This is a genomic window from Methanolobus psychrotolerans, assembly GCF_002243045.1.
GTDB classification, from domain to species: domain Archaea; phylum Halobacteriota; class Methanosarcinia; order Methanosarcinales; family Methanosarcinaceae; genus Methanolobus; species Methanolobus psychrotolerans.
This window is the reverse complement of the sequence record NZ_MBKP01000001.1, coordinates 50,758-73,579: the sequence shown is the minus strand read 5'-3', so window position 1 is coordinate 73,579 and position 22,822 is coordinate 50,758. Positions and strand designations below refer to the sequence as shown.

21 protein-coding genes and 1 tRNA gene are annotated in these 22,822 nt (G+C 36.4%); 17 read left to right on the top strand and 5 right to left on the bottom strand.

All coding sequences use genetic code 11. The features are described from left to right. Nucleotides 1-17: 17 nt before the first annotated feature. Entirely contained in the window at nucleotides 18-983 is a 966-nt protein-coding gene (locus tag BB781_RS00275) for a polyprenyl synthetase family protein (RefSeq protein ID WP_094226516.1), read from the top strand. A 159-nt stretch (nucleotides 984-1,142) separates the two neighbouring features. On the opposite strand, the gene ppdK is transcribed toward BB781_RS00275, so the two are convergent. Beyond that, nucleotides 1,143-3,803, bottom strand: coding sequence for a pyruvate, phosphate dikinase (ppdK, locus tag BB781_RS00270; RefSeq protein WP_207205220.1), 2,661 nt, complete (start codon nucleotides 3,801-3,803; stop codon nucleotides 1,143-1,145). Between the two features lie 231 nt (nucleotides 3,804-4,034). On the opposite strand from ppdK, the gene BB781_RS00265 reads away from it, so the two are divergent. From BB781_RS00265 to BB781_RS00245, 6 genes are all read left to right on the top strand, one after another. Beyond that, complete coding sequence (locus BB781_RS00265; RefSeq protein ID WP_242492479.1) at nucleotides 4,035-4,295, top strand: H/ACA ribonucleoprotein complex subunit GAR1; 261 nt, start codon at nucleotides 4,035-4,037, stop codon at nucleotides 4,293-4,295. A gap of 99 nt (nucleotides 4,296-4,394) precedes the next feature. Further along, on the top strand, nucleotides 4,395-5,408 hold the full coding sequence (locus tag BB781_RS00260) for a transcription initiation factor IIB (protein WP_023846028.1): 1,014 nt from the start codon (nucleotides 4,395-4,397) through the stop codon (nucleotides 5,406-5,408). A gap of 108 nt (nucleotides 5,409-5,516) precedes the next feature. Continuing rightward, a complete protein-coding gene (locus tag BB781_RS00255) occupies nucleotides 5,517-6,086 on the top strand; it encodes a LysE family transporter (RefSeq protein WP_094226496.1) in 570 nt (189 codons plus the stop codon). Nucleotides 6,087-6,140: 54 nt separating this feature from the next. Next, a complete protein-coding gene (locus BB781_RS00250; protein ID WP_094226495.1) occupies nucleotides 6,141-7,646 on the top strand; it encodes a hypothetical protein in 1,506 nt (501 codons plus the stop codon). Nucleotides 7,647-7,994: 348 nt separating this feature from the next. Further along, a complete protein-coding gene (locus BB781_RS16275) occupies nucleotides 7,995-8,117 on the top strand; it encodes a hypothetical protein (protein ID WP_277985469.1) in 123 nt (40 codons plus the stop codon). Between the two features lie 134 nt (nucleotides 8,118-8,251). Then, the gene (locus tag BB781_RS00245; protein WP_094226494.1) at nucleotides 8,252-9,808 is read left to right on the top strand and encodes a hypothetical protein; all 1,557 of its coding nucleotides are present in this window, start codon (nucleotides 8,252-8,254) and stop codon (nucleotides 9,806-9,808) included. 428 nt (nucleotides 9,809-10,236) lie between these two features. Here the strand turns inward: BB781_RS00245 and BB781_RS00240 are convergent, their stop codons facing one another. The 3 genes from BB781_RS00240 to BB781_RS16270 are packed head-to-tail and all read right to left on the bottom strand — an operon-like array spanning nucleotide 10,237 to nucleotide 11,202. Then, the gene (locus BB781_RS00240; protein WP_094226493.1) at nucleotides 10,237-10,458 is read right to left on the bottom strand and encodes a hypothetical protein; all 222 of its coding nucleotides are present in this window, start codon (nucleotides 10,456-10,458) and stop codon (nucleotides 10,237-10,239) included. A 22-nt stretch (nucleotides 10,459-10,480) separates the two neighbouring features. Further along, on the bottom strand, nucleotides 10,481-11,065 hold the full coding sequence (locus BB781_RS00235) for a GxxExxY protein (RefSeq protein ID WP_094226492.1): 585 nt from the start codon (nucleotides 11,063-11,065) through the stop codon (nucleotides 10,481-10,483). A gap of 11 nt (nucleotides 11,066-11,076) precedes the next feature. After that, on the bottom strand, nucleotides 11,077-11,202 hold the full coding sequence (locus tag BB781_RS16270; RefSeq protein ID WP_277985468.1) for a hypothetical protein: 126 nt from the start codon (nucleotides 11,200-11,202) through the stop codon (nucleotides 11,077-11,079). A 455-nt stretch (nucleotides 11,203-11,657) separates the two neighbouring features. Here BB781_RS16270 and BB781_RS00230 point away from each other — a divergent pair, with 455 nt between their 5' ends. The 8 genes from BB781_RS00230 (at nucleotide 11,658) to BB781_RS15500 (ending at nucleotide 20,321) form a co-directional block, all read left to right on the top strand. Next, nucleotides 11,658-12,236, top strand: coding sequence for a hypothetical protein (locus tag BB781_RS00230; protein ID WP_094226491.1), 579 nt, complete (start codon nucleotides 11,658-11,660; stop codon nucleotides 12,234-12,236). 304 nt (nucleotides 12,237-12,540) lie between these two features. Beyond that, entirely contained in the window at nucleotides 12,541-13,416 is an 876-nt protein-coding gene (locus tag BB781_RS00225; RefSeq protein ID WP_094226490.1) for a hypothetical protein, read from the top strand. A gap of 802 nt (nucleotides 13,417-14,218) precedes the next feature. Beyond that, a complete protein-coding gene (locus tag BB781_RS00220) occupies nucleotides 14,219-15,376 on the top strand; it encodes a hypothetical protein (protein ID WP_164997733.1) in 1,158 nt (385 codons plus the stop codon). Between the two features lie 235 nt (nucleotides 15,377-15,611). Further along, on the top strand, nucleotides 15,612-16,223 hold the full coding sequence (locus BB781_RS00215) for a tyrosine-type recombinase/integrase (protein ID WP_094226488.1): 612 nt from the start codon (nucleotides 15,612-15,614) through the stop codon (nucleotides 16,221-16,223). A gap of 642 nt (nucleotides 16,224-16,865) precedes the next feature. Then, on the top strand, nucleotides 16,866-18,131 hold the full coding sequence (locus tag BB781_RS00210) for an RNA-guided endonuclease TnpB family protein (RefSeq protein WP_094226487.1): 1,266 nt from the start codon (nucleotides 16,866-16,868) through the stop codon (nucleotides 18,129-18,131). Between the two features lie 27 nt (nucleotides 18,132-18,158). Continuing rightward, on the top strand, nucleotides 18,159-19,163 hold the full coding sequence (locus BB781_RS00205; protein ID WP_094226486.1) for a class I SAM-dependent methyltransferase: 1,005 nt from the start codon (nucleotides 18,159-18,161) through the stop codon (nucleotides 19,161-19,163). 131 nt (nucleotides 19,164-19,294) lie between these two features. Continuing rightward, nucleotides 19,295-19,366: transfer RNA gene (locus tag BB781_RS00200), tRNA-Thr, on the top strand. Nucleotides 19,367-20,159: 793 nt separating this feature from the next. Next, nucleotides 20,160-20,321, top strand: coding sequence for a hypothetical protein (locus BB781_RS15500; protein WP_164997732.1), 162 nt, complete (start codon nucleotides 20,160-20,162; stop codon nucleotides 20,319-20,321). 537 nt (nucleotides 20,322-20,858) lie between these two features. On the opposite strand, the gene BB781_RS00195 is transcribed toward BB781_RS15500, so the two are convergent. Further along, nucleotides 20,859-21,350 (bottom strand): rubrerythrin family protein, encoded by a 492-nt coding sequence (locus tag BB781_RS00195; RefSeq protein ID WP_094226485.1) that lies wholly within the window; start codon nucleotides 21,348-21,350, stop codon nucleotides 20,859-20,861. Nucleotides 21,351-21,673: 323 nt separating this feature from the next. On the opposite strand from BB781_RS00195, the gene BB781_RS00190 reads away from it, so the two are divergent. Beyond that, nucleotides 21,674-22,594 (top strand): mechanosensitive ion channel family protein, encoded by a 921-nt coding sequence (locus tag BB781_RS00190; protein ID WP_094226484.1) that lies wholly within the window; start codon nucleotides 21,674-21,676, stop codon nucleotides 22,592-22,594. 78 nt (nucleotides 22,595-22,672) lie between these two features. Then, entirely contained in the window at nucleotides 22,673-22,810 is a 138-nt protein-coding gene (locus BB781_RS15495; RefSeq protein ID WP_164997731.1) for a hypothetical protein, read from the top strand. Nucleotides 22,811-22,822 lie beyond the last annotated feature (12 nt).

Sequence of the window (22,822 nt, the reverse complement as noted above, 5' to 3'; positions counted from 1 at the left end):
TTAAAACAGGGATGCTTATGGACTTGATCGAAGAGATTAAAAAACGTTCAGTGTACGTTGATAAGGGAATTGAGGAATATCTCCCTATCGCCAAACCATATGAACTTTACAAGGCAGCCAGATATCTTCCTGATGCGGGAGGGAAAAGACTCCGTCCGGCAACAGTTATACTTGCAGCAGAAGCCGTTGGTTCTGACATTGCAACCGTTCTCCCAGCTGCAGTTGCAGTGGAACTGGTCCACAATTTCACACTGGTCCATGATGACATTATGGACAGGGATGACGTACGTCGTGGAATGCCTGCAGTCCATATCAAATGGGGCGAGGCAGGAGCTATCCTTGCAGGCGATACTCTTTACTCAAAGGCTTTTGAGATATTGACACATGCGCCAGGAGAGCCGGAGCGTATACTGAAGTGTATTGATATACTCTCTAAGACCTGCAGGGATATCTGTGAAGGCCAGTGGATGGATGTGGAGTTCGAGGGCCGCACGGACGTTACAGAGGAAGAATACATCGAAATGATAGAGAAAAAAACCGGTGTTCTCTATGCTGCGTCCTTGAAAATTGGTGCTATTCTTGGTGGTGCGTCCAATGAGGTTGCCGATGCTTTCTATGAGTGTGGAAGGTTAATAGGCATTGCTTTCCAGATATACGATGATGTCATTGACATGACAACTCCTGAAGAAGTACTTGGAAAGGTCAGAGGCAGTGACCTTATGGAAGGTAAGAAAACCCTAATTGCCATACACGCTTTAAACAAGGGTGTGGAACTTAAGATCTTCGGAAAGGGTGAGGCCACGGTAGAAGAGATCAACGAGGCTGTACGCCTTCTTGAAGAAGCAGGTTCCATAGACTACGTAAGGGATCTTGCGTTGTCATATGTGGCAAATGGCAAAGAACTTTTGAATGTTGTTGAAGATTCAGAGGCAAAGAGCATACTTCTGGCAGTTGCAGATTATATGATCACAAGATCATATTGATCTGCTTGTATTTTTATGAAGAACATGCTCTTCATATACGTTTTTGCATGATTTTAATTATCACTCTGTTATTAGAAATAAACGGGATTAGATCTACGTTCCTTTAAACCTGAAGGTACAAGGAGTTAATATTAGTATTAAAAAAGAAAGTTTGAAAGATCAGGAGTTGTCCTGATTTTCAAGTACAGCCTGTGCCGCTGCAAGCCTTGCAATTGGCACACGGAATGGGGAGCAACTTACATAGTTCAGTCCGATGTTATATCCGAACTTTACAGAACTTGGTTCTCCGCCATGTTCTCCACATATACCTATCTTAATGTCTGGTCTGGTAGAGCGACCTTTTTCAATACCGGTCTTCACAAGCTCACCAACGCCGCCCTGGTCAAGGACTGCGAATGGATCGTTTGGAAGGATGGAATTCTCGATATAGAACGGAAGGAACTTAGCTGCATCATCCCTGCTGAAACCGAACGTTGTCTGTGTAAGATCGTTGGTCCCGAATGAGAAGAACTCTGCTTCCTTTGCGATCTGATCTGCTGTCAGGGCAGCCCGTGGTAGTTCTATCATTGTGCCCACTAGATAATCCAGTTTTACACCTTTTTCAGACATCACGGATTCTGCTACTGCAACAACATCCTTCTTAACGGAACTGAATTCGTTAACGTGAGATATCAAAGGAATCATTATTTCAGGAACGATATCCATTCCCTCTGATTTTAGCTCGCATGCTGCTTCAATGATGGCTTGGACCTGCATTGAATATATCTCAGGATAAGTGATGCCAAGACGGCAACCACGGTGTCCGAGCATCGGATTTGTCTCTACCATGGAATCAACACGCTCCATCAATCTTTTGATGCTTTCCATGTCTTTGACGCTGCCACCTTCCGCTTCAAGTGCCCTTAGCTTATCTGAAAGCTCCTCATGTTTAGGAAGGAACTCATGTAAAGGAGGATCAAGAAGGCGAATAGTTACAGGATACCCTTCCATTACTTTAAAGATACCTATGAAGTCCTCTTTCTGCATTGGAAGAAGCTTATCAAGAGCTGCTTTCCTTACTTTAGTATCTTCTGCCAAAATCATATCCCTTACTGCCGGAATACGGTCCTCTCCAAAGAACATGTGCTCTGTTCTGCAAAGGCCTATACCTTCAGCACCAAAGTCCCTGGCGACCTGAGCATCATGTGGTGTATCTGCGTTTGTCCTGACACCCATTTCCCTTACTTCGTCTGCCCAGGAAAGAAGTATTTCAAGTTCGCCACTTACGCCTGGGGTGATAAGATCAACTTTACCGATGATGAGGTTACCAGTGGTACCATCAATGGTCACGTAGTCGCCTTCTTTCACAGTAACATCGTAAACTGTGAATGTGGAACTGGCCATATCAATGCTGACTGCTCCACATCCGGCAACACAGGGCTTACCCATGCCTCTTGCAACTACGGCTGCATGAGATGTCATACCTCCCCTTACTGTGAGGATCCCCTGTGCGGCATCCATACCGCCTATATCCTCCGGTGAGGTTTCAGTGCGGACCAGAATAACTTTTTTGTTGTTCTTTGCCATTTCCTCAGCATGCTCTGCTGTGAAAACTACTTTACCTACGGCAGCTCCCGGAGAAGCTGGAAGGCCTGTGGCAAGAACTTCATATTCAGCCTGTGGATCTATGGTTGGATGCAAAAGACGATCAATTTGTTCAGGGGCGACTCTCATAAGAGCTGTTCTTTTGTCAATGAGGCCTTCATTGACCATATCAACAGCAATTTTCAAAGCTGCAGCAGCAGTGCGTTTACCTGCTCTTGTCTGCAGCATGTATAAGTTGCCTTCCTCAATTGTAAACTCTATGTCTTGCATATCCTTGAAGTGTTTCTCTAGTTTCTTGTAGATCTCCTCAAGTTTAGCATAAGCTTCAGGCATGGTCTTTTCAAGTGTTTCAATTGTTTTTGGTGTTCTTATACCTGCAACGACATCCTCGCCCTGGGCATTCATAAGATACTCACCAAAGAAGCGGTGGTCTCCGGTTGCCGGATCCCTTGTAAAAGCTACTCCTGTGCCGGAGGTATCGCCCATGTTACCATAGACCATTGACTGTACGTTTACGGCTGTGCCCCATTCACCAGGTATGCCATTAAGACGCCGGTAAGTAATAGCACGCTGGTTGTTCCATGAATTAAATACGGCATCAATTGCCATCTGGAGCTGTTTGCGTGGATCCTGGGGGAAGTCCGTGCCTATTGCATCCCTGATTATGCTCTTGAATGTATCTACAAGTTCCTTGAGTGCATCTGCATTGAGATCAGTGTCAAGAGTGACGTGCAGTCCATTTTTTTTTGCACTTAAGGCCGACTCGAATTTGTGATGTTCTATATTTAGTACTACATCACCAAACATCGTGAGGAACCTGCGGTAACTGTCATAGGCAAATCTTTCATTACCGGTCTTCTTTGCCAGACCTGCTACAGTGTCATCATTCAAACCCAGGTTCAGAACAGTGTCCATCATACCTGGCATAGAGACTCTTGCACCGGACCTGACAGAAAGAAGCAAAGGGTTATCATTGTCCCCAAACTTTTTACCAGTGACCTTTTCGAGTTTTGATATTGAACTATTTATTTGGTCAATTACCTCAGTTGGATAAAACCCCTTTTCTAGATAAAGTAAACAAACCTCAGTTGTTATGGTAAATCCTGGCGGAACAGGGATTCCCAGGTTGGACATTTCTGCCAGGTTGGCTCCTTTGCCACCAAGCAGATCTTTCATACTATTTTTACCTTCTGTTTCTTCGTTCCCGAAAAAATATACGAATTTCTTATCTGCCACCGAATTTCCTCCATGCATAAGAATATATGATGGACATTCATTAGTATTAAGTCGAGCCTCAATTGTTCTTTTATAACTTTAAGTTTGTGGTCTGTGACGGGGTGACATAGTCTAAAAAAGGATAGATATGTTTTTGTACTGAATAAATCTAATATTAAAATGCATACGATAAGTATATATTACATAAACGTACCATATAGTACAAAACCTAAATACAATGAAAGAAGACATATGAAAAGACTAGGCCAGATCCTGCATATTTCGAGGCAGAATGAAATCGTTGTCAGAGGGGACGAAAAACAGTTTTCCGGGTCAATGAAAGAGTTGCCCAGAATTAATTCTTTTGTTCTTGACAAATCCATCAAGCCCATCGGAAAGGTTTCCGGCATATTTGGTCCGGTTGACCAGCCTTATTTTACTCTGAAACCTGACAAGAGAGTTATAACTTCCGGGTTGGAAAAACTTGTGAATGAACGTGTTTACATTCAATGATAAATTGAAGTAGTTACAATATTTACACTGTGAGCTGTGGATGACTGAGAATATACTTACCTCATATATTTTATTGAGAGATTATTAAAGGTGATTTGAATGGTTGAAGTTGAAAGGGTACGATATTCCGATACTTCCGAGAGGGAGAAAATACGTGCAATGATCAAGGCACGTAAAGAGAAAGATAAGAGCGCAGAAGTCGAAAAAGCAAAAGTGCAGTGTCCCGAATGTGGCAGCCGTAACCTCGTGCAGGACTATGAGAGAGCTGAACTTGTATGTTCTGACTGCGGTCTTGTGGTTGATGCAGAGTTTGTCGATGAAGGGCCAGAATGGCGTGCTTTCGATCATGATCAGAGGATGAAGCGTTCCCGTGTGGGCGCACCAATGACCTACACCATCCACGACAAAGGTCTGTCCACTATGATAGACTGGAGGAACCGTGACTCATATGGTAAATCCATTTCATCAAAGAACAGGGCCCAGTTGTACAGACTGAGAAAATGGCAACGTCGAATAAGGGTAAGTAACGCTACGGAAAGGAACCTTGCTTTTGCATTGTCCGAACTGGATCGTATGGCATCGGCTCTTGGTCTGCCAAGGACTGTGCGTGAAACTGCTGCAGTAGTATATAGAAAAGCAGTTGACAAGAATCTTATTCGCGGGAGAAGTATTGAAGGTGTTGCTGCAGCAGCATTGTATGCAGCATGCCGCCAGTGCAGTGTTCCAAGGACACTTGATGAGATAGGAGAGGTATCAAGGGTAAGCAGGAAAGAGATCGGCAGAACATACCGCTTTATTTCAAGAGAACTATCCCTGAAGCTCATGCCAACCTCACCAATAGACTACGTTCCGAGGTTCTGCTCAGGACTTAACCTCAAAGGGGAAGTACAATCCAGGGGTGTGGAGATATTAAGGCAAGCTTCTGAGAAGGAGCTTACCAGTGGCCGTGGTCCAACCGGTGTCGCTGCAGCGGCAATTTACATTGCGTCCATTCTTTGTGGTGAGCGCCGTACACAGCGCGAGGTTGCCGATGTTGCAGGTGTGACAGAAGTTACCATCCGTAACAGGTATAAAGAGCTTGCAGAAGAGCTTGACATTGAGATAATTCTCTAAGAATACAAATTAATGACATAAAGGAAGATTGTACCACCTCTTCCTTTGTCTCACTTTCTTTTTTGCCAAACCTTTTTTAACACCTTGATGGATTAACTAGTGTAAACTATGTTCGAGCTTCTGGAGATGCTGACAATCGGATTTATCGTCGGGATGACAGGTGCACTTGTACCCGGACCAATGCTTTTTGCCACCATAGATACATCCCTGAAAAAAGGATGGAAGGCAGGCCCTGAGATCTTCATCGGACATGCGATCCTGGAGTTTCTGGTATGCGTACTGATTATATGTGGCATCACTGCAGTTAGTGACAATACGATCATGGCAATGTCCATACTTGGAGGGATCACACTTGTTGTGTTTGGTATCCTGACAATCAGAAATGCAAAGGATGCAGCAAGTTCAATGCATGAGCATGGAACTACAAACTCAAATCCCGTGCTTGCAGGAATAATCACGTCCGCCTCAAACCCCTATTTCTGGTTGTGGTGGCTGGCTGCCGGAAGTGCCCTTGTTCTTCGAGGACTTGGGATAAGCATACTTGCAGCAGCAATGTTTGTGATAGGACACTGGTTTGCAGATCTTGGATATTTTACGGTTGTATCCACATCATTCAGCAAAGGAAAGAGACTCATGTCCCCAAAAGTTTATGAAAGGGTACTGATGTCTTGTAATTGAATACATGAATGGTACTGATTTTTTGCTTTCGACAATGGTGAAGGGTGTGCAGATATGGCAAGAAAAAATAATAGGACATATAAGTACGATTCTGTAAAAGACATAGTTCAAACTGATAGAGCATTCCAAAAATGGATAATGAAGCCTAAAGACGCTGTGAAGGATAAAAAAGAAGGAACAAGGCAAACCAGAACATACACTATGAATATGTTCATCCACTACCTGCATGAAAATGGTATGACTGACACAACCCCAACAAAACTGATAACTCATGCCTTAACTCACCAGAAAAGTAAGAACAAAAAATTTGAAAATGCCGTAACACCAGAAGATTTTGAAGTACTTATTTTTTCAGATGACGATGAAATTGGCGATTATGAGAGAATCCTAACAGAATATAAGAATTATCTATTATCGAATCAGAAAGCAAGTACTGCAAAGAGTAATTTTCATCGGCTTTTGAACTTTTATAAGTCCTTTAAAGTAGATGTTTCAAATATCGATGCAAGAATCAATGCGCCTGTATCTATAAAATCAAAGAAAGCACCTTCATTTGAGCTTTTGAAAAAAGCATTCGATAAAGCTAATTCAAGAGATAAATGCATTATCAGTTGTGGTGTCACGTCTGGAATGGCGAGACTTGATATCTCAACATTGACACATGGTGAATTTATCGATGGTTTAAAACAAGTTTTGGATAATGATGACAACCCTATGATTGATAGTAATGGGAATATCGTTGAAGTATGTGTATTAGAACGTAATCGAGAGAAGAACGATAATCCCTATCACACTTTCCTTGCACCTGAAACCGTCAGATGTATTCAAAAATATATTGATGAGAGGAACGACATAAACCAAAATGAAATAGATTATTTGATGAGAAGGATATATTCATCAACAGATGTGATTTTTATAAATAGTAAGTTTGATGAAAAAAAGGAAACAATACCCTTCAAAGATTCAATTGTTAAAGATAAAAATGGTAATGTGATTGCATATGATGATTCAATAAGGGCAATGGGTAATAATGCAATTACAAAAATGTATGCCCGACTCAGAAAAGTATTGAATATACCAACTGTCGAAGGTGAATATTCAAAATTACGGAGTCATGGTGTACGTCACTACTTTTCAAATAATTACAAAAATATAGATAGTGATTATAAAGAGCATTGGATGGGTCATGGTGGAAATACAGTTAAAATTACATATGAGGATTACAATTCAGAAGAAGGACTGCAAATATATTTGAAAGGTCTTGATGGTATTACATTTGGTGATATTGTCAACTACATTGATATAACTGACCCATCTGTAGATAAGATTAGATACGAAAATAAGGAATTAAGGGACAGGTTAGATACGATTGAACAATTATTAACAGATAGAGAAGCATCGGAAAAGACATTAGATGTTTTAAAGAATAAATTTGAAAATAGTAATCCTGAAAATATGGATTTTGAAGAAAGAGCATTATATGATAAATGGATTGCCAATCGGACTAAAGCAATAAAACAGAAGGATAATGAATTGAAAGATTTAAGGAATCAAAAATAAATAGATGTATTGCCCTGCATCCTTGCTCTTTACATTTACCTTCATCTATTCGGAGAATTCAACCAGTGCAATTCTAGACATTATAGCAGGTGTTCTAAAGGCATCCCACCCCCTCCATCCAATCTATTTAATCTGATGTTACTGAATGCCCTGAAATAATATCATCGCAATTATGGTCATCTGAAATTCAGAGAACCACTAAAAGCTACAATCTCTTTCTTCCTCCGTGCTTAGGGCTTGCCATGGAAAGCTTAACAACTATTTAAATATTTTCACAAAAGATTTATATAATTAATTGCAGTACTTGTAAATATTATATTTAACTAAAAATAAAATAAAGTGATGAATATGAAACAAATATTAACAGTGACAGTAGACGATAAAATAATTGCAAAAATTGAAGAAAAGCGTGGAGACGTTAAAAGAAGTACTTTTGTAAATTCCCTACTAAAAAATGCATTAAAACTATGATTAAAACTAAAATAATGATTTAAAAACGTGGGTGTTGCCACACCCTACATGGAGTTAAAAATGAACAGTATTAAATTAATTGTTATTATATATAAATATATTGTACCTTTTGGGTATATGGGGATGCAGGTATCATGACCACATCCAATTACTTCAAACACGAAATAAAATTTCTGGATGATGAGATTGGAACAAAAATAGAAATAATACATTGCAGAAATTTGAAATCTCAAAAATCCTATTTGAGTAGTGTAAATGCTAAACAACCGGGAACAGGAAAATCAACCAATTTAATAAACAATATTAATGAAAATAATAAACTTGAGAATAAAAAGAAAATACTGGTAGTTCTCCCTACGCATGAATTAGCAGAAGAAATGGGAAAGAAAATTGAAAATAAAAAATATTTTGTTATTCTTAAAGGGTTAAAACCCGGATGTATGAATTACGATAAAGATGACGAAATACGGAAAATGTATGAAAATGAAGTTCCTACTGCAGCAATCTGCTCTTTCAAAAAATGCAAGGGAAACTGCCATTACCGAAATCAATTCAGCATATACAAGAAAAAAGGTATCTCTGTTTTGATGCCGAAAGAAATGTTACATGTGATAGATTTCAATGATTTTGACGAAATATATATCGATGAAAGAGTCGAAGGAACATTTTTAATCGAATGGGATCAAGTCAAAATCATAAAACAAATCACTAAACTGTGGAATCACCCCAAAGTGAAACCTGATTTCTTGAATAGTTTAAAAGAAGCCGTCAGGAACAAAGATATTGGAACTCTATCTTCACTTTCAGATGAATTTATTAAGAAGGCGAATGAATACAATTTACTTGTAGGGACAAATGGGAAAAGTGTAAGCAGTGTTATGGATAGAGCATGTAAATTGCGTTTCTCAAATTTAATTATGTTTTTGGAGTTTGAGAAAGAAACCGGCGAAACTAAATATTATAAATCAATAATTCATTACCAACATCTTTTATTTTACAAGCAACTTGATGCTGGATGTAAAATTGAGTATCTTTGTGCATCGTTCCCGCAAGAGATATTCTTAAATCGGCTAAAAAAATTTGAAAAACTGTTTCCCGCATATAAAGGTTATGTTGTCATTTGTTCTACAAACATCACTAATAAGGGCGTCATTATCTACAAGCATGGAGACTCTGGATTTTACAAAAACCACATAGAGAACCAGATAGAATCATCTAAATCAAGAATCTTAAAAGTAATTAAGCGTGAAAAATACAATCGTGGTAAAAAGGTGTGTATTCTTACGTATAAAAAATTAGTAAACAATAAAAAGAAATTTTTCGGTTGCGATGTAATCTGGTTTGGCGCATCCCATGGAATAAATAAATTTGCAGAATATGATGTGATAATTGTGATTGGTACTTATATGCTCAATATGGATGCATATATAGAATATTATCTTGAAAATATGGAAGATGAGTGCCTCCCAGATTTTAGTGATTTTACGAAAGAAGATGGCATTCTTAAACCCAAAGATCCCAAATTAAGAAAGTTCTATGAAGAACTGATAGAGAATGATGTCTATGACTCCGTACATCGTTTAAGACCATTGCAAAAAAGAAAGGATGGCGCAGATGTAGTAATTCATTGGTTCGGGAACAACATTTCCCAACGATTACTTGATGAATTCACTCTTAAGGAAATTGAGTAACTAGAAACTGTCTAAACTCATGAGTGAGAATTCGTTCCAACCCAACATTAGAAATATAGTTTGATTTGAGGAACATCAATATAGTTCTCCGATAATAACTGGAACTGTCTAAAAATGAAATAGGAAAACCCCTCAAAAATGCCTATTCACATTGAACCTTTTTAGCAAATAGCATACTGGATATTAAATAAAAATAGAATAGTCCTTCTGAACAGTTTTCTTGAAGTTATAATTAACTGTTTATCAAATTATGAAATAGAACTTTTTGATGATTTCATCCTTAAAAATTCTAAAAATATTTGAGTAACAGAAGGGGATTTTAAAGAACGATTAAATCTGAATATATTTGAACAGAATGATGTATATCAATATTTTCGTTCCTATTATATTATATAATGAGGATATGGAAAGGGTTATTCTGGATATTCTCAACCCTTTCCTTTAATTAACGCTACACCACCTAGAACAATCATGCCAAAAAGCACAATAGTTACCATTCCACTGGTATTGATATCAGAAAATGAAGAATCTTCTGATGGCTTTAATCCTACAGAATCAGCACCTTCATCAATTATATTTGCACCCACTGAAGCAAGTATGAATGCAATAATTAAGAATACAATTATTAATATTGGTTTTATCAATGACATTATATCATTCCATGTTTACCTATTAGACATTTAGAACAATGATTTCATAATTCTTGGAGGTGATTGCATGTTGATACTTCAATTTATCCAGAATTTCCAATCTTAATACATCTGCATCATCATTGGTGACATTCACAACCAATCCTATCATCTTAGTACAGTATTGTGCATAATCGGTAATCTGACTAAACAACTCTTTCTGAACCTGAGTACCACCACGATGTACTTTCATCTCAATTCCAATATTTCTATTTACGACAAAATCTACTCTATGTTTGCCATTTACAGCTTCATAGTGTACATCATATCCATACCTTTCATTTAGAACAGATAATCTCCCATCTAATTCCTGTTGATAACCTTTTTCATTTTTGTTTTTACCATATCTAAGTGAAACTTCATTTTGTAAGAAATTTACTACATTCTTGAATTCTCTCTCTGTTTTTGAAATCCTCTCATCAGCACACTGATTTTGAGGATATGATTGTATCTTGCTATTGGGCTTACTCTGATGATTATGTTCAGATGCACTAGTATTCATGAACTTTGAAACAACTAAAATAAGTAGAATAAATATTATAAAATAAATAATGGTGTTAAAATCCATATATTACTCCATTATAATATCCCTATTATTTTTGCAATATTCATCAAAGCATATCCACACGCCATTAGCACAGCAATAAAAACAAATGCTTGCACAACTCTGGCAATTGGGGAATCATTATTACTTGTTCCTGCCATCATACCACCTTTTTAAAGTATTCCTTTACCTTTACAGTTCGGGCATTTGAGCAATCCGCTTCCTTTGCATGTTTTACAAACATAAGTAGATAATATATCATCGATTTTCCCTTTACCAGAACATACTTGACATTTCACAGTACCTTTGCCCTTACACGTTGGACATTTTATAGACTTAGTTGTAGTACTTTTTACTGGCAAAATAAACACCAATAAGTAATTCAACTACTAAACAATATATAGTTTATTGATTTGAATATAAAAATTAGTATATATCTAGATACAATTCTAGGATGTTTTTGAATTTATTTGAAATCAAGTGCTTTAATAAAATATATTAATAATATAACACAATTTAATAGATTACTTTCACTGTGTTTACCGCAAAAATAAATACTAGAATCTCTATGCTTTATTTAAGTTCATACAATTGTACGGAATTAATGTGTGATATTATGAAAAAAACTAATATTCAATCTTCTACAATGATAGGAGATTCTACTACAATTGGAAATGGAAATGTTATTGGACATAATATTGAGGGAGTTACAATCATTCAAGGAAACACTGTAACTTATGAAGGAGATAAAGAGAAGAATATTTTCACTCAAAAATATGCTCCTGTTCTAATCAAAAAATATGGACGACAAAATATAGGCTTAGTGGGAATCGTTTCATTTCTTTCTGGCATAATTACTATATTCACTGGGATAATCTCTGTAACGAAAAGTAATATTATTCCATTTATTCCTCATATTGACATTCTAAACCCATACTGGATGGTAGTTAGTTTCTTTTTAATAATTATTGGTGCGTGGTTTTTGAATGTTCGTTCGTATTATGATATGAGTCAATGTAAAGAATGCAAACAAGAATTTGCTTATATTGAATCCAGAGAACCAAAGATAAAAGAAGATAAAATTTTGGAGGGAACTAGGATAAAAATCACTCGATATTATAAATGCAAATATTGTGGACATGAAGACATGAGAGTTGTCAAAAAAACAGTACAAAGTGATAAAACTGTGTATTGATAGTTATTATAAAGTCTATAACTTTTGTGATTTTCACAACCTTTATAATTCTCTCTAGCAAGTAGGGTATCAAATCAATCTTTAACATATCGAATTTTTAATAATTAATACCCTACCTCTATTGTAAATGTTACTTAATTCAATCTAGTTACTCAATTTACCTTAATCTTGCATAGGGTATTAATTCAATTATTTTGATAACTACAATGCCTTAGCATCCTGTTTCTTAATTCCCTATTTACCATAAGTATATAAACTAACACTTAGCGTTAGTACATACAGAATAAAATTACTGAGGTTAAGGATGAAGAAATTAAGAAGTTACGAAAATAGGGAACTATTTGTTCTAGTGGCCGATCAAATATCCAAAGGGACACATTTTGCAAATGAAATTCGGGAAACTATATCGTACATAGGTACAAAAAAAGAATTTAGCGCCGCCCTTTCCATGATGGTCAGACGGAAGTTGTTAAAATCATCACTTGTACATCAATCTAATAGGAAATCATATCATCTTGATAAAATGGGCATCCGATTGTTGAGTGATATTGACGCTGGTTATAAAAAAGTTGGAAGGGGAAATTATCAAAATAATGCAGTTTTTAACGTTAATTGTGATGGTTCATCTGAAATTAACATACCTACATGTGATTTAATAGGATTGATTAACGTAGACATTGATAACGACAAAGACACCCTGATTGCCGAATTACAAAAGCAGTTATCTGAAAGAGATAAACAAATTGAATACCTGTACGACAATCCGCCTCAAGAAATAAAAATATCAATGCCTGTAGGCAGAACACCTCTACCCATATCTAAACCAGTAAAGCAAAAAACAAGGAAATTAAGGGACATTCGTATTGATATAGCACATAGGTATTATAAAAATAAGTTATATTTAAATCAGTATTTCTTTAAAACTTGGGAAAATGTGATACCTGCTAGGTCAAAGACAATAAATATGCATGGAAAAGTATCATACACGAATGAATTACGAATTATGCAAATGAATCATGAAGACTTTAAATTGAATTTGGCAGAACAAATAATAGATGACAGAAAAATATTAGATTTAGAATTAAAAATTACAAAGGTCGAATCCACGTATATAAGAATAAACGATAAACATAATTCTGAATATAAAATGTATTTCAACGGTAAAAACCTGAATTATTAATCAGTTATTATATTAAACTTGATGCTGTAGTTGTATTATTAAAAAACAAATAATGAAGAGTAAGGTGCTTAATCTTGAAGTTTTAAGTGCCTTATCCTGAAAGGCGATAGTTTCAACATATTCTTCCTGCTACAGATGAATACACACGCCTTTCAGGGATTGAAATACCTATCCTGAATGGTAGGAATTACGAATTGAACCTCCAAATTCAGTTGAGTGACATACCTTTCAGGACATTGTAGGTATATTCAAAAAAGAATTACTGCATTAAATCCTTTTCTATTTGATATTATAAAAAATATTTAAATATAAATAGATTGATTTATAAACGTCATAAAGTCAATACAAGTCTTTTAATTTTCTTGTATTGCCTTCATCCACCATTATTTCACCAAAAATGTGTAATTGCAAACATTATTACAGTGAAAAGTACAATTATTATTAAGATGAAAAAGGTAAACATAAATATAAGGTTAGATGTTTTTTTAAGTTCTCTATTATTTAAAATCTTTAATTTACCCATTTTAAACACCTGTAAGCAATATAAGTATCAATTCATGTTAAGATGCTTATTTGAATTTCGTAGATGACAATAATCTCACATTCCACAGGTACTAATTTGTTTTGACTAATTTTGCTTGCTAGCGTTTTTGTAATCTGACTATTATAGTCCATATTTATATCTGGAAAAAGACCTGTTTTTGCAGCATTCGTACCGAATCAACAAACTAGATTTCTCCATAAATACAATCAAAACCATCATCAAGCAAAATTATGAGTTTTTGTTATCTACCTGCGGAATGTGAGACATACGGAAGTATTTTATACATTTATTTCTATTCATAAATTAATGTGTGAACACGGAAATGAATCCGCCGAAGATAGAGACCAAGATGTCAATCAGCGTGAAAACGTTTTTAGCTTTTTATTAATACTCCTTGGACTATTTTCATATATAGTTCATAGAATACTAGATTATACACATACAACCGCTTTTAATTTTGAAATGTATTCGGTACTGGTTTTGCTTTTGGCAATGATTTTCATTCTCTCCGTATTAATCGTAATCTCTTTTCCTTTCTATGTAATTTGCTTGTTTAATAAAGATAATAATTATGTTTTGGAAAACTCTTATAGTGCCATTGCAATGTCAATAACCTTGTTATTGAGCACTTTTACATTATATTACATATATATTATATTCGTTCAATTAAAAATTCTTCCCTACTATCAACTTATTGTGATTATACTCATTATTCTGGTATCTATAGGTTGGTATTTAATATTATTTAATGCAAAAGTAGAAGCATTATTTATAATTGCTGCGATGGTAATTGCATATGTTTTAGTTAAAATCGATGTACTTCTTGGAGTCATATTACTTTTTGGATTTCTGCTACCGTTTTATTTTAAGGAAACATTAAAGAGAAGGAATTACCTATCAGAAAGCACTCTTGGCATCCTTAATTATTTTAATAATTTTGAAATAAGATGGGATTCAATACTAAAAATATCCATAGGGATTTTTCTTATAGTATTTGTATTTTTTGGAATGGCATCGACAACTCCTTATAGTCTTATTATTGGCAATTTACCTTTTTTGCATGGGAGTATGAATATCGAAATGGAAAGTACTTCGTTAACTAATACAAATCCAATTCCTTTCACTGTTTATGTAACAGGACCGGTTTCTAATTTGAATATAAGTTTATTAAAAGTAGATTCAAATTTTAATGTAAGCCGTATTGATTATTTGACGATGGTTGCTGATGATCGTTCCTCAAATATTTCTATTAGTCAATATAATCATATGATAGGAACCACCTCATATATGGGTTGCTATCAAATTTCAATAAATTCTTCTGTTTTATCAAGTGGATATTACAAGATTAAATGTGAACGCATAGGCTTCGGTAATGATGAATACGTTGAGTATCTTTTTTTCTATGATGCCCAATAAAGTAAAAATACATGAGTACTGAAATGATAGAAAAGGTACATTTTGATGCATTTCATATTAAATGGCAATTTTCCTTACATCAAAAATCTAACAATTTTATTATTTTGTTATGTTTTCAAATATCTAGACTTTCTCCTCATAACACGAAGCATCTGACCGGTGCTCATTTTAAAATATAGCAAAATGTCTAAAAACATTTAAATAGCTTCTGTTATATTTTTATATTGTGGTTTGTATGAAAAACGTAAATGCCAAAAAAGCAAAGAAAGAGGTCACCCCATATAGTAAGGAATGGCTCAAGGTGAGTGAACTGAACCAAATATTATCAATGCCCGATATCGATGAGAAACATGAGATATGGATGTTGATGATGTACATACCTGCTTTAAGGGTTTCAGAAGCGATTAATGTACGTGTAAGGGATATTGACATTCATGGCAAGTGCATTGAGATATGGAATGCGAAAGGTGTGGATAACAAAGATTTAAGGAAAGCTCCTGTCACATCCGATTTTCTTAAAAGAGTTAATCGGTACATTCAACATAATAAATTAAAAGATGGTGATTTTATCATGTTCTCCAATAAATCTAAACAGGTTAATCGTTCACATGTATATGTAATTGTTAATGAATTATGTAAAAAAGCAGGAATAAATAAAAAAATCGGAACTCATACCTTCAGAAGAAGCCGTGCCCAGCACTTGCTTGATTCCGGCGTTCCCCTGATATCGGTTTCACGCTATCTCCGGCATAAGAATATTGAAACCACTATGCATTATCTTCATTATTCAATTGAAGATTTACAGCGTGAATTACTGAAATATGATGAACCTATGCAAATGGTGTGAATATATCAAAAATACAAAATAATCGATTGTAGGAATTATGTGGAATTTCTACTGGCATCTTAACCCAATACCTTCCACATAATTTTTATTATTTCTTTTTAAATGAAGATATAATGTATGTCCACTATAGAAAAATTCAAACTTATTTGATGACAGTTAGAACTAATTTAAAATGGCGACTTCTACTTAACTGAAATAATCTGGTAAATGAAAAAATGTTGTAGAGGTGTAAGTGTATGCCTTACGCCCTGATAATGCCATCTGCTCAATTCTACATCATTTTAAAATGGGTGTAAATCATTCTTGGTGTGGTCATCCAAAACCATTTTTACAAACTTGACTGAAATCATTAATAACAATATATCCCATCTATGCCTTATATGAAAATTGAAGCACCAAATATCAAAAGGATTATTAACAATGACTATTATAATTCAAAAAAATCAGTACCTTTTATGGTTACAACATCTTGTGGTCTGTTTCTTGTCCTGTTCGGGTCATGGTTTATAATTTGGAGCGAAAAACCCCTGAGTCTTTAGCTCAGGGGATGTAAGCGTTTCACTACAACAAAAAAAGCATATATAGTATGAAAATCTTAATATTTGTTACTAAAAATTGCTTTTTGAAACATGAGTGATCTTGATGAAAAAAGGTTATAGATATCGAATATACCCTAACAAAGAGCAATGCTCTCTTCTCGAAAAACATTTCGGTGGAAGTCGATTCATGTACAACCGGTCACTTTTCATCAAGAATCTAATGTATAAGAAGTTCAAGATCAATGTGAGTGAGATCAACCTGAACACCAACTTGACTTTGTTGAAAGAACATCATTCATGGTTGAAAGACTTAAATTCACAATCTTTACAACAAGCAAACAGGAACTTGTTGACTGGATTCAAGAACTTCTTTGAAGGAAGAGGATCCTATCCTACAAAGAAGAGGAAGAAGAACAACAATTATTCATTTCAGGTTCCTCAGAATTACCAGATTAACTTAACCAGTTCAAAAATTTACCTGCCTAAGATTGGTTGGATAAAGATAGTTCTTCATCGAGACTTTCTTGATAAGGAATTCATTGAGAACAACCTTGTTACAAAAGGAGTCAACGGAGAAGTAATTCTTGACCAGAAACTTAACAGGAAGTTCAATATTCTGAAGACTCTGACTGTTTCCAGAACATCAGCTGGAAGATATCACATAAGTCTACTTATTGATGACCATGTTCCCGAACCAAAACTTGTTGAATTTGATTCCGAGACTACAGTAGGAATTGATGTTGGAATCAAATCTTTTGCTGTTTTGTCAACAGGAGAAGTTATTGAAAATCCTAAGTTCCTGAAGAAATCACTCATGAAGTTGAAGAAACTACAAAGAAATGTGAGTAAAAAACAGAAAGGTTCTAAGAACAGGAAAAAAGCAATCGTTAAACTAGCAAAACAACATCAATTAATTAATAACCAGAGAAATGATTTCCAGCATAAGGTCACTATCAGAATAATTCGCGAAAACCAAGCAGTGGCTGTCGAAAACCTTAATGTAAAAGGATTAATCAAAAACCACAAGCTTGCTCAGGCAATCAGTGATGTGGGTTGGTCTGAATTCATCAGGAAACTTATCTACAAAGCAGAATGGTATGGAAAGACCATTCTAAGGATAGGTAGATTTGATGCTTCATCAAAGATCTGCAATGTTTGTGGATACAAGAAAGATGATCTTACTCTCAAGATAAGAGAATGGGAATGTCCTGATTGCAAGACATTCCATGACAGAGATCTTAATGCTAGTATTAATATCAAAAAAATAGCATTGAATAACTTAAGCACCGCAGGAACTGCGGGAAGAGCTTGTGGACTCATGAACATTAGTTCAGGGAATGAAGCAAGAAGCCTCTCAGTCTTTAGCTGAGAGGTAGTTCACCATAGGTACGTGAACATGAGAAAAAGTTGCATCAAGGTTTTAAAGAGAGAAGGCGAACCCATACGCAGAGCACTTCTGGAAATGAACCTGCTCGATAATTCATGCAGAATCTGTTCAGAAGAAGAGTTTTTGTATCTGCCTCTGATAGAAGAACCGCAGGAGGAAATACTTCAGGAGCTTCCCGGAGAACTCGAGTTTACTGAATATGATTTTGAGGAGCAGGAGGGGCAGCTTAAGTTTGAGGACTTGCTAGATGAAGTGCCACATTTTGAAGTGATAGGAGATATCGCACTCATCGAAGATGGTACATATGAGCCAATGAAGGTTGCCGATGCTATCATGCAGGTTAAGAAGAACGTTAAGACAGTGCTTGCTGCCCTGGGACCTGTTGAGGGAGAGTTCAGGACCCGCAGGTTCAGAACGGTTGCCGGCGAGGACAGAACTTCCACCATCCACAGGGAATATGGTTGCAGATACTACATCGATCTGGAGAGGGCATACTTCACTCCCCGCCTGGCTACGGAGCGTTCACGTATCCTGGCACAGGTAAAGGAAGGCCAGACAGTAGTGGATATGTTTGCAGGCGTTGGTCCTTACAGCATCATGATCGCAAAAAAAAGCCCTGAAATCCAGGTTATTGCCATCGATAAGAACCCTGATGCAGTGGAGTTTCTGCGCCGTAACATCGGGCTTAACTCCACTGTCAACGTAATGGCAATAGAAGGTGATGCAAACCTGGAAGCTGAAAAGTTCGCCTCGATGGCCGACCATGTAATCATGAATCTTCCTCACAATGCTCACGAGTTCCTTGACGCTGCCATGAAACTGTGCGCCTCAAATGCAATTATTCACTATTATGGTATCACACAAGAGGGCGATCTTTTCGCTAGCTCCCTGAAGCTCATCATGGAAGCAGCAGAAAGGGCAGGCAGAAAAACCGATGTTTTTGATACGAGGATCGTCCGTTCCTATGCCCCACACCAGTTCAATGTCTGCATTGAAGTGAGGGTATATAGTTAGGTAGTTATTAGTTAGGTAGTTATTAGTTAGGTAGTTATTAGTTAGGTAGTTATTAGTTAGGTAGTTATTAGTTAGGTAGTTATAAGCGAAATCGTTAAATCATTATATACGATTATAGAGTCGTTCATATTGCCTCTGTGGCTTAGGGGTATAGCGGCTGATTCGTAATCAGCAGGTCGGGGGTTCAAATCCCCCCGGGGGCTTTTTGTTCTAATTCTAAAGCCGACAGGTTGAAGATTGCTTTCAATTTGCTATGTTAGCGTTTTTCTAATAACAAATTAGTTGTGAAAGTATGCCTTTATGACCGTGAATTAATCAGTTCGTTAAATGCCTAACTACAGTATGAGTTTTGAAGTATTTATCACAACTATATGTTGAATCTGTTGAAAGGTCAGATAAGGCCCCGTTTGGGCGAAACACGACAGTAAGCAGTGTTTATAAAGGTTCTACAAATGGATAGAAGGGCTGAAGAAGAACCGATATTTTAAAGAAAGTTCATTGGTCTTCGGTTAAGGAGTATTCTTGCCTGAAAGCTATCGATTTTACACCAGATGTCTGCCTCAAGTTATGGCTAATTTTCATAAAATCAATAACATGTTCAGGCAAATTTGGACTCGATTTTTAAAATACCGTTAAACAAATATAGTTATTGACTTCTGGGAATTTTTTAATAAATTTATGGTTGAAATTATAATGGCGTTATAATTTACTATCGTGTAATAAATTCTTAAAGATAATCTATAAATAAAAGAAATAACACAAAAGGAATCGGGAATTGAAAGATATTCTCAATCGTACATGCGTGCGGGTTGGAAACGGGGGTTTTCTTAAGCAGGCGTGAGATGTAGGTAGAGCGGCACAAATATGGGAGTGGACTCACTGCAAGGCTTGATGAAGGGCCTTAAGGGAGAAGGATGTTGCTAACTGTATGGTACTGCTTCATCCTTCTTTCTGCTGTGAGTTTTTAATTATAGTTTCTTTCGAAAGGAGATCAAAATGGGATTATTAACAAAATGTCCGGAATGTCATAACACATTGTATGCCGATGATCCAAGAGACATACAGATCTGCAAGGTCTGTGATTACTGGACTAAGAAAAACACAGCAAGCGTAGAATTCGTATTGTTGTGTGATGAAGCTGTAATGTTATACGAGTGAGGGGGAAAATGGAACAAGAATCAAAAAAGTCCTGTAAATATTGCAGGAATCCATTAAAAAAACAGAAACTTGGCATGAATTCTATATATTATTGTTCTCAATGTGGCTGCATGACCAGTGCAAATCTGATATAAATGAACAACAATATGTGATTTCAACAATTTATTTTGTAACTATTCAGCAGGGCTTACTTCCGGCAAGCTTATTTCTTCATTCACAATCAACTCTGTAATTTTGGAGAGCTTGTTGTTCAATAACTCCAAATAATCGAGTTACAAGTTCGACTACTGCTTCAGGACCAGCTTCATAAACTGCAAGTATTTCTTTGCAGTCTATGCAAATCCCCTCCGATCAGTAGATGTTTTTATGATATGAAGGAAATATTTGTTTAATGCTTATAATGAAGTCATAGTATTTTTTGTCTCATTAGCAATAATCCGGCTGAATAGTTACCTAAATTGTAACAAAAAGAGAGCTTTTCCTCATCTGTCAGCTCCCTCAGTTTTTGCACTATTCTATACATTGCACTTTAAGTATTCACTCGATCTTATCAAACTTAGAGGCAGGTGCCCCGCAAATAGGACAGTTATCTTCAGGTTTACCTTCGTGAGTATGGCCACAGACACTGCATACGTAGTAATCGACCTCTTCATTGCTTCCGAGTTCTTCAAGAGCTTTTTTATACAATCTGGCATGGATCTTTTCTACTTTGTTTGCAACTTCAAAGCTCCAGAGAGCTCTGTTGTCACCTTCGGTTTTTGCTTCTTCTATGAATTTAGGGTACATTTCTTCAAATTCGTATGTTTCCCCATTTATGGCCTCTTTCAGGTTCTCCATTGTAGTTCCAATCCCACCCATGCACTGGAGGTGATTAAAAGCATGGACTGTTTCAGCAGCAGCAGTAGCCCTGAATAGTTTAGCAACCTGTGGATAGCCTTCATCATCTGCTTTTTTTGCAAAAGCTAGGTATGTCCTGTTTGCTATCGATTCACCAGTAAAGGCTGCTTTAAGATTATCTTTTGAACTCATATATATCTCCTTAAATCTGTTATCTTATTACCAATAGTTCATGCACATATTAGATTAGCAGCTATCTGTAAACAATTTTGACTGGCATCTGACATCAGATTATAAGTTAAAGTTCAATGGTGTTTAAGCTATATCGATGATGATTTCAGGATTGAAAAAGAAGGATAACAAAATCAAGAGAATATTGTTTGCTGATTCAGGATTGCATAAGGGAACTAACTTAAATAGAATAGTATACAATGGTTACTTAGTATGTAAAACGGGAAAGATGTCTCGTGGGTTGTGGCATCTACATACAAAATAAATCAAAAGGAGTGTTAAAGATGGCAACATCGCAGATAATGGGTAGTGTATACGATATGTTTGATCAGATGATCGCTTTCCTTCCAACCTTAATAGCAGTGATCGTACTTCTTGTAGTCGGTCTGATTGCAGGGAAAGCTCTTGGTAAAATAGGTGCAAAAGTTCTGGATAAGATCGGACTTGATGACCTGATCGATAAAACATCGATTGGTGGAATGATAGCGAGGACGGGAATAACTACAGTAGGACTGTTTGAAAGTGTCATTAAATGGTTTATTTACTTCATCTTTGCCGTAATTATTATTGACCTTCTCCAGATACAGATCGTTGCAGCTTTCATCACGCAGATCATCCTGTACATACCACTAATACTTTCTTCACTGGTAGTACTGATAATAGGATTGCTTGTTGTTGATTTCATTACAGATCTTCTCAAGAATGTCCTCATAGCAGCAGGTCTGGACGAACGTGTAGAACGAACATCCATGGGTGCTGCAATGAAGAGCAGTAATCTGACTTCTTCAGGAGTTATAGCCGGAATTGTGAAACTGTTTGGATACCTGATATTCATTATTGCTGCACTAGACATCTTGAAACTGGAAATGATTGCAGGAATAGTACAAGCTATTCTGACCTACCTGCCCAACCTGTTCGCAGGAGTACTGATATTGTTGATAGGACTTCTGGCAATAGATCTGTTTGCAGATTACATAGGAAACATGATGAAAAATGTGAATGTGGAAGGTGCAAACATATGGATACCCGCACTTAGGGGTTTTCTTTCACTTGTGATAATACTGCTTGCACTGGATGCAATGCTCATAGACACCAGTATATTCTATATCCTGATAGGTCCGCTTGCATGGGGTGTGGCAATTGTTGTAGCATTCAAGTGGGGTATAAAAGACGCCCTTGTAGCCTATGCAAAAGAAAAGAAATAAAGTCCCACATTGTGTCTTTTGTTTAGCGATTGACCATCTGGTCAATCTCTTTTTTTTCGCTTACTATTCCTTCTATTGATGGGGTATGTTGCTTATTATCGCTCTGCATTTAAGATACCACCTTATATCGACATCGATATAATCGGGATTGGCGAGAACTTCAATAGGTCTTGTTCTCGGTCTTCTGCAGATATTGACCTTGATATCGTTCCATGAATCATGATATTC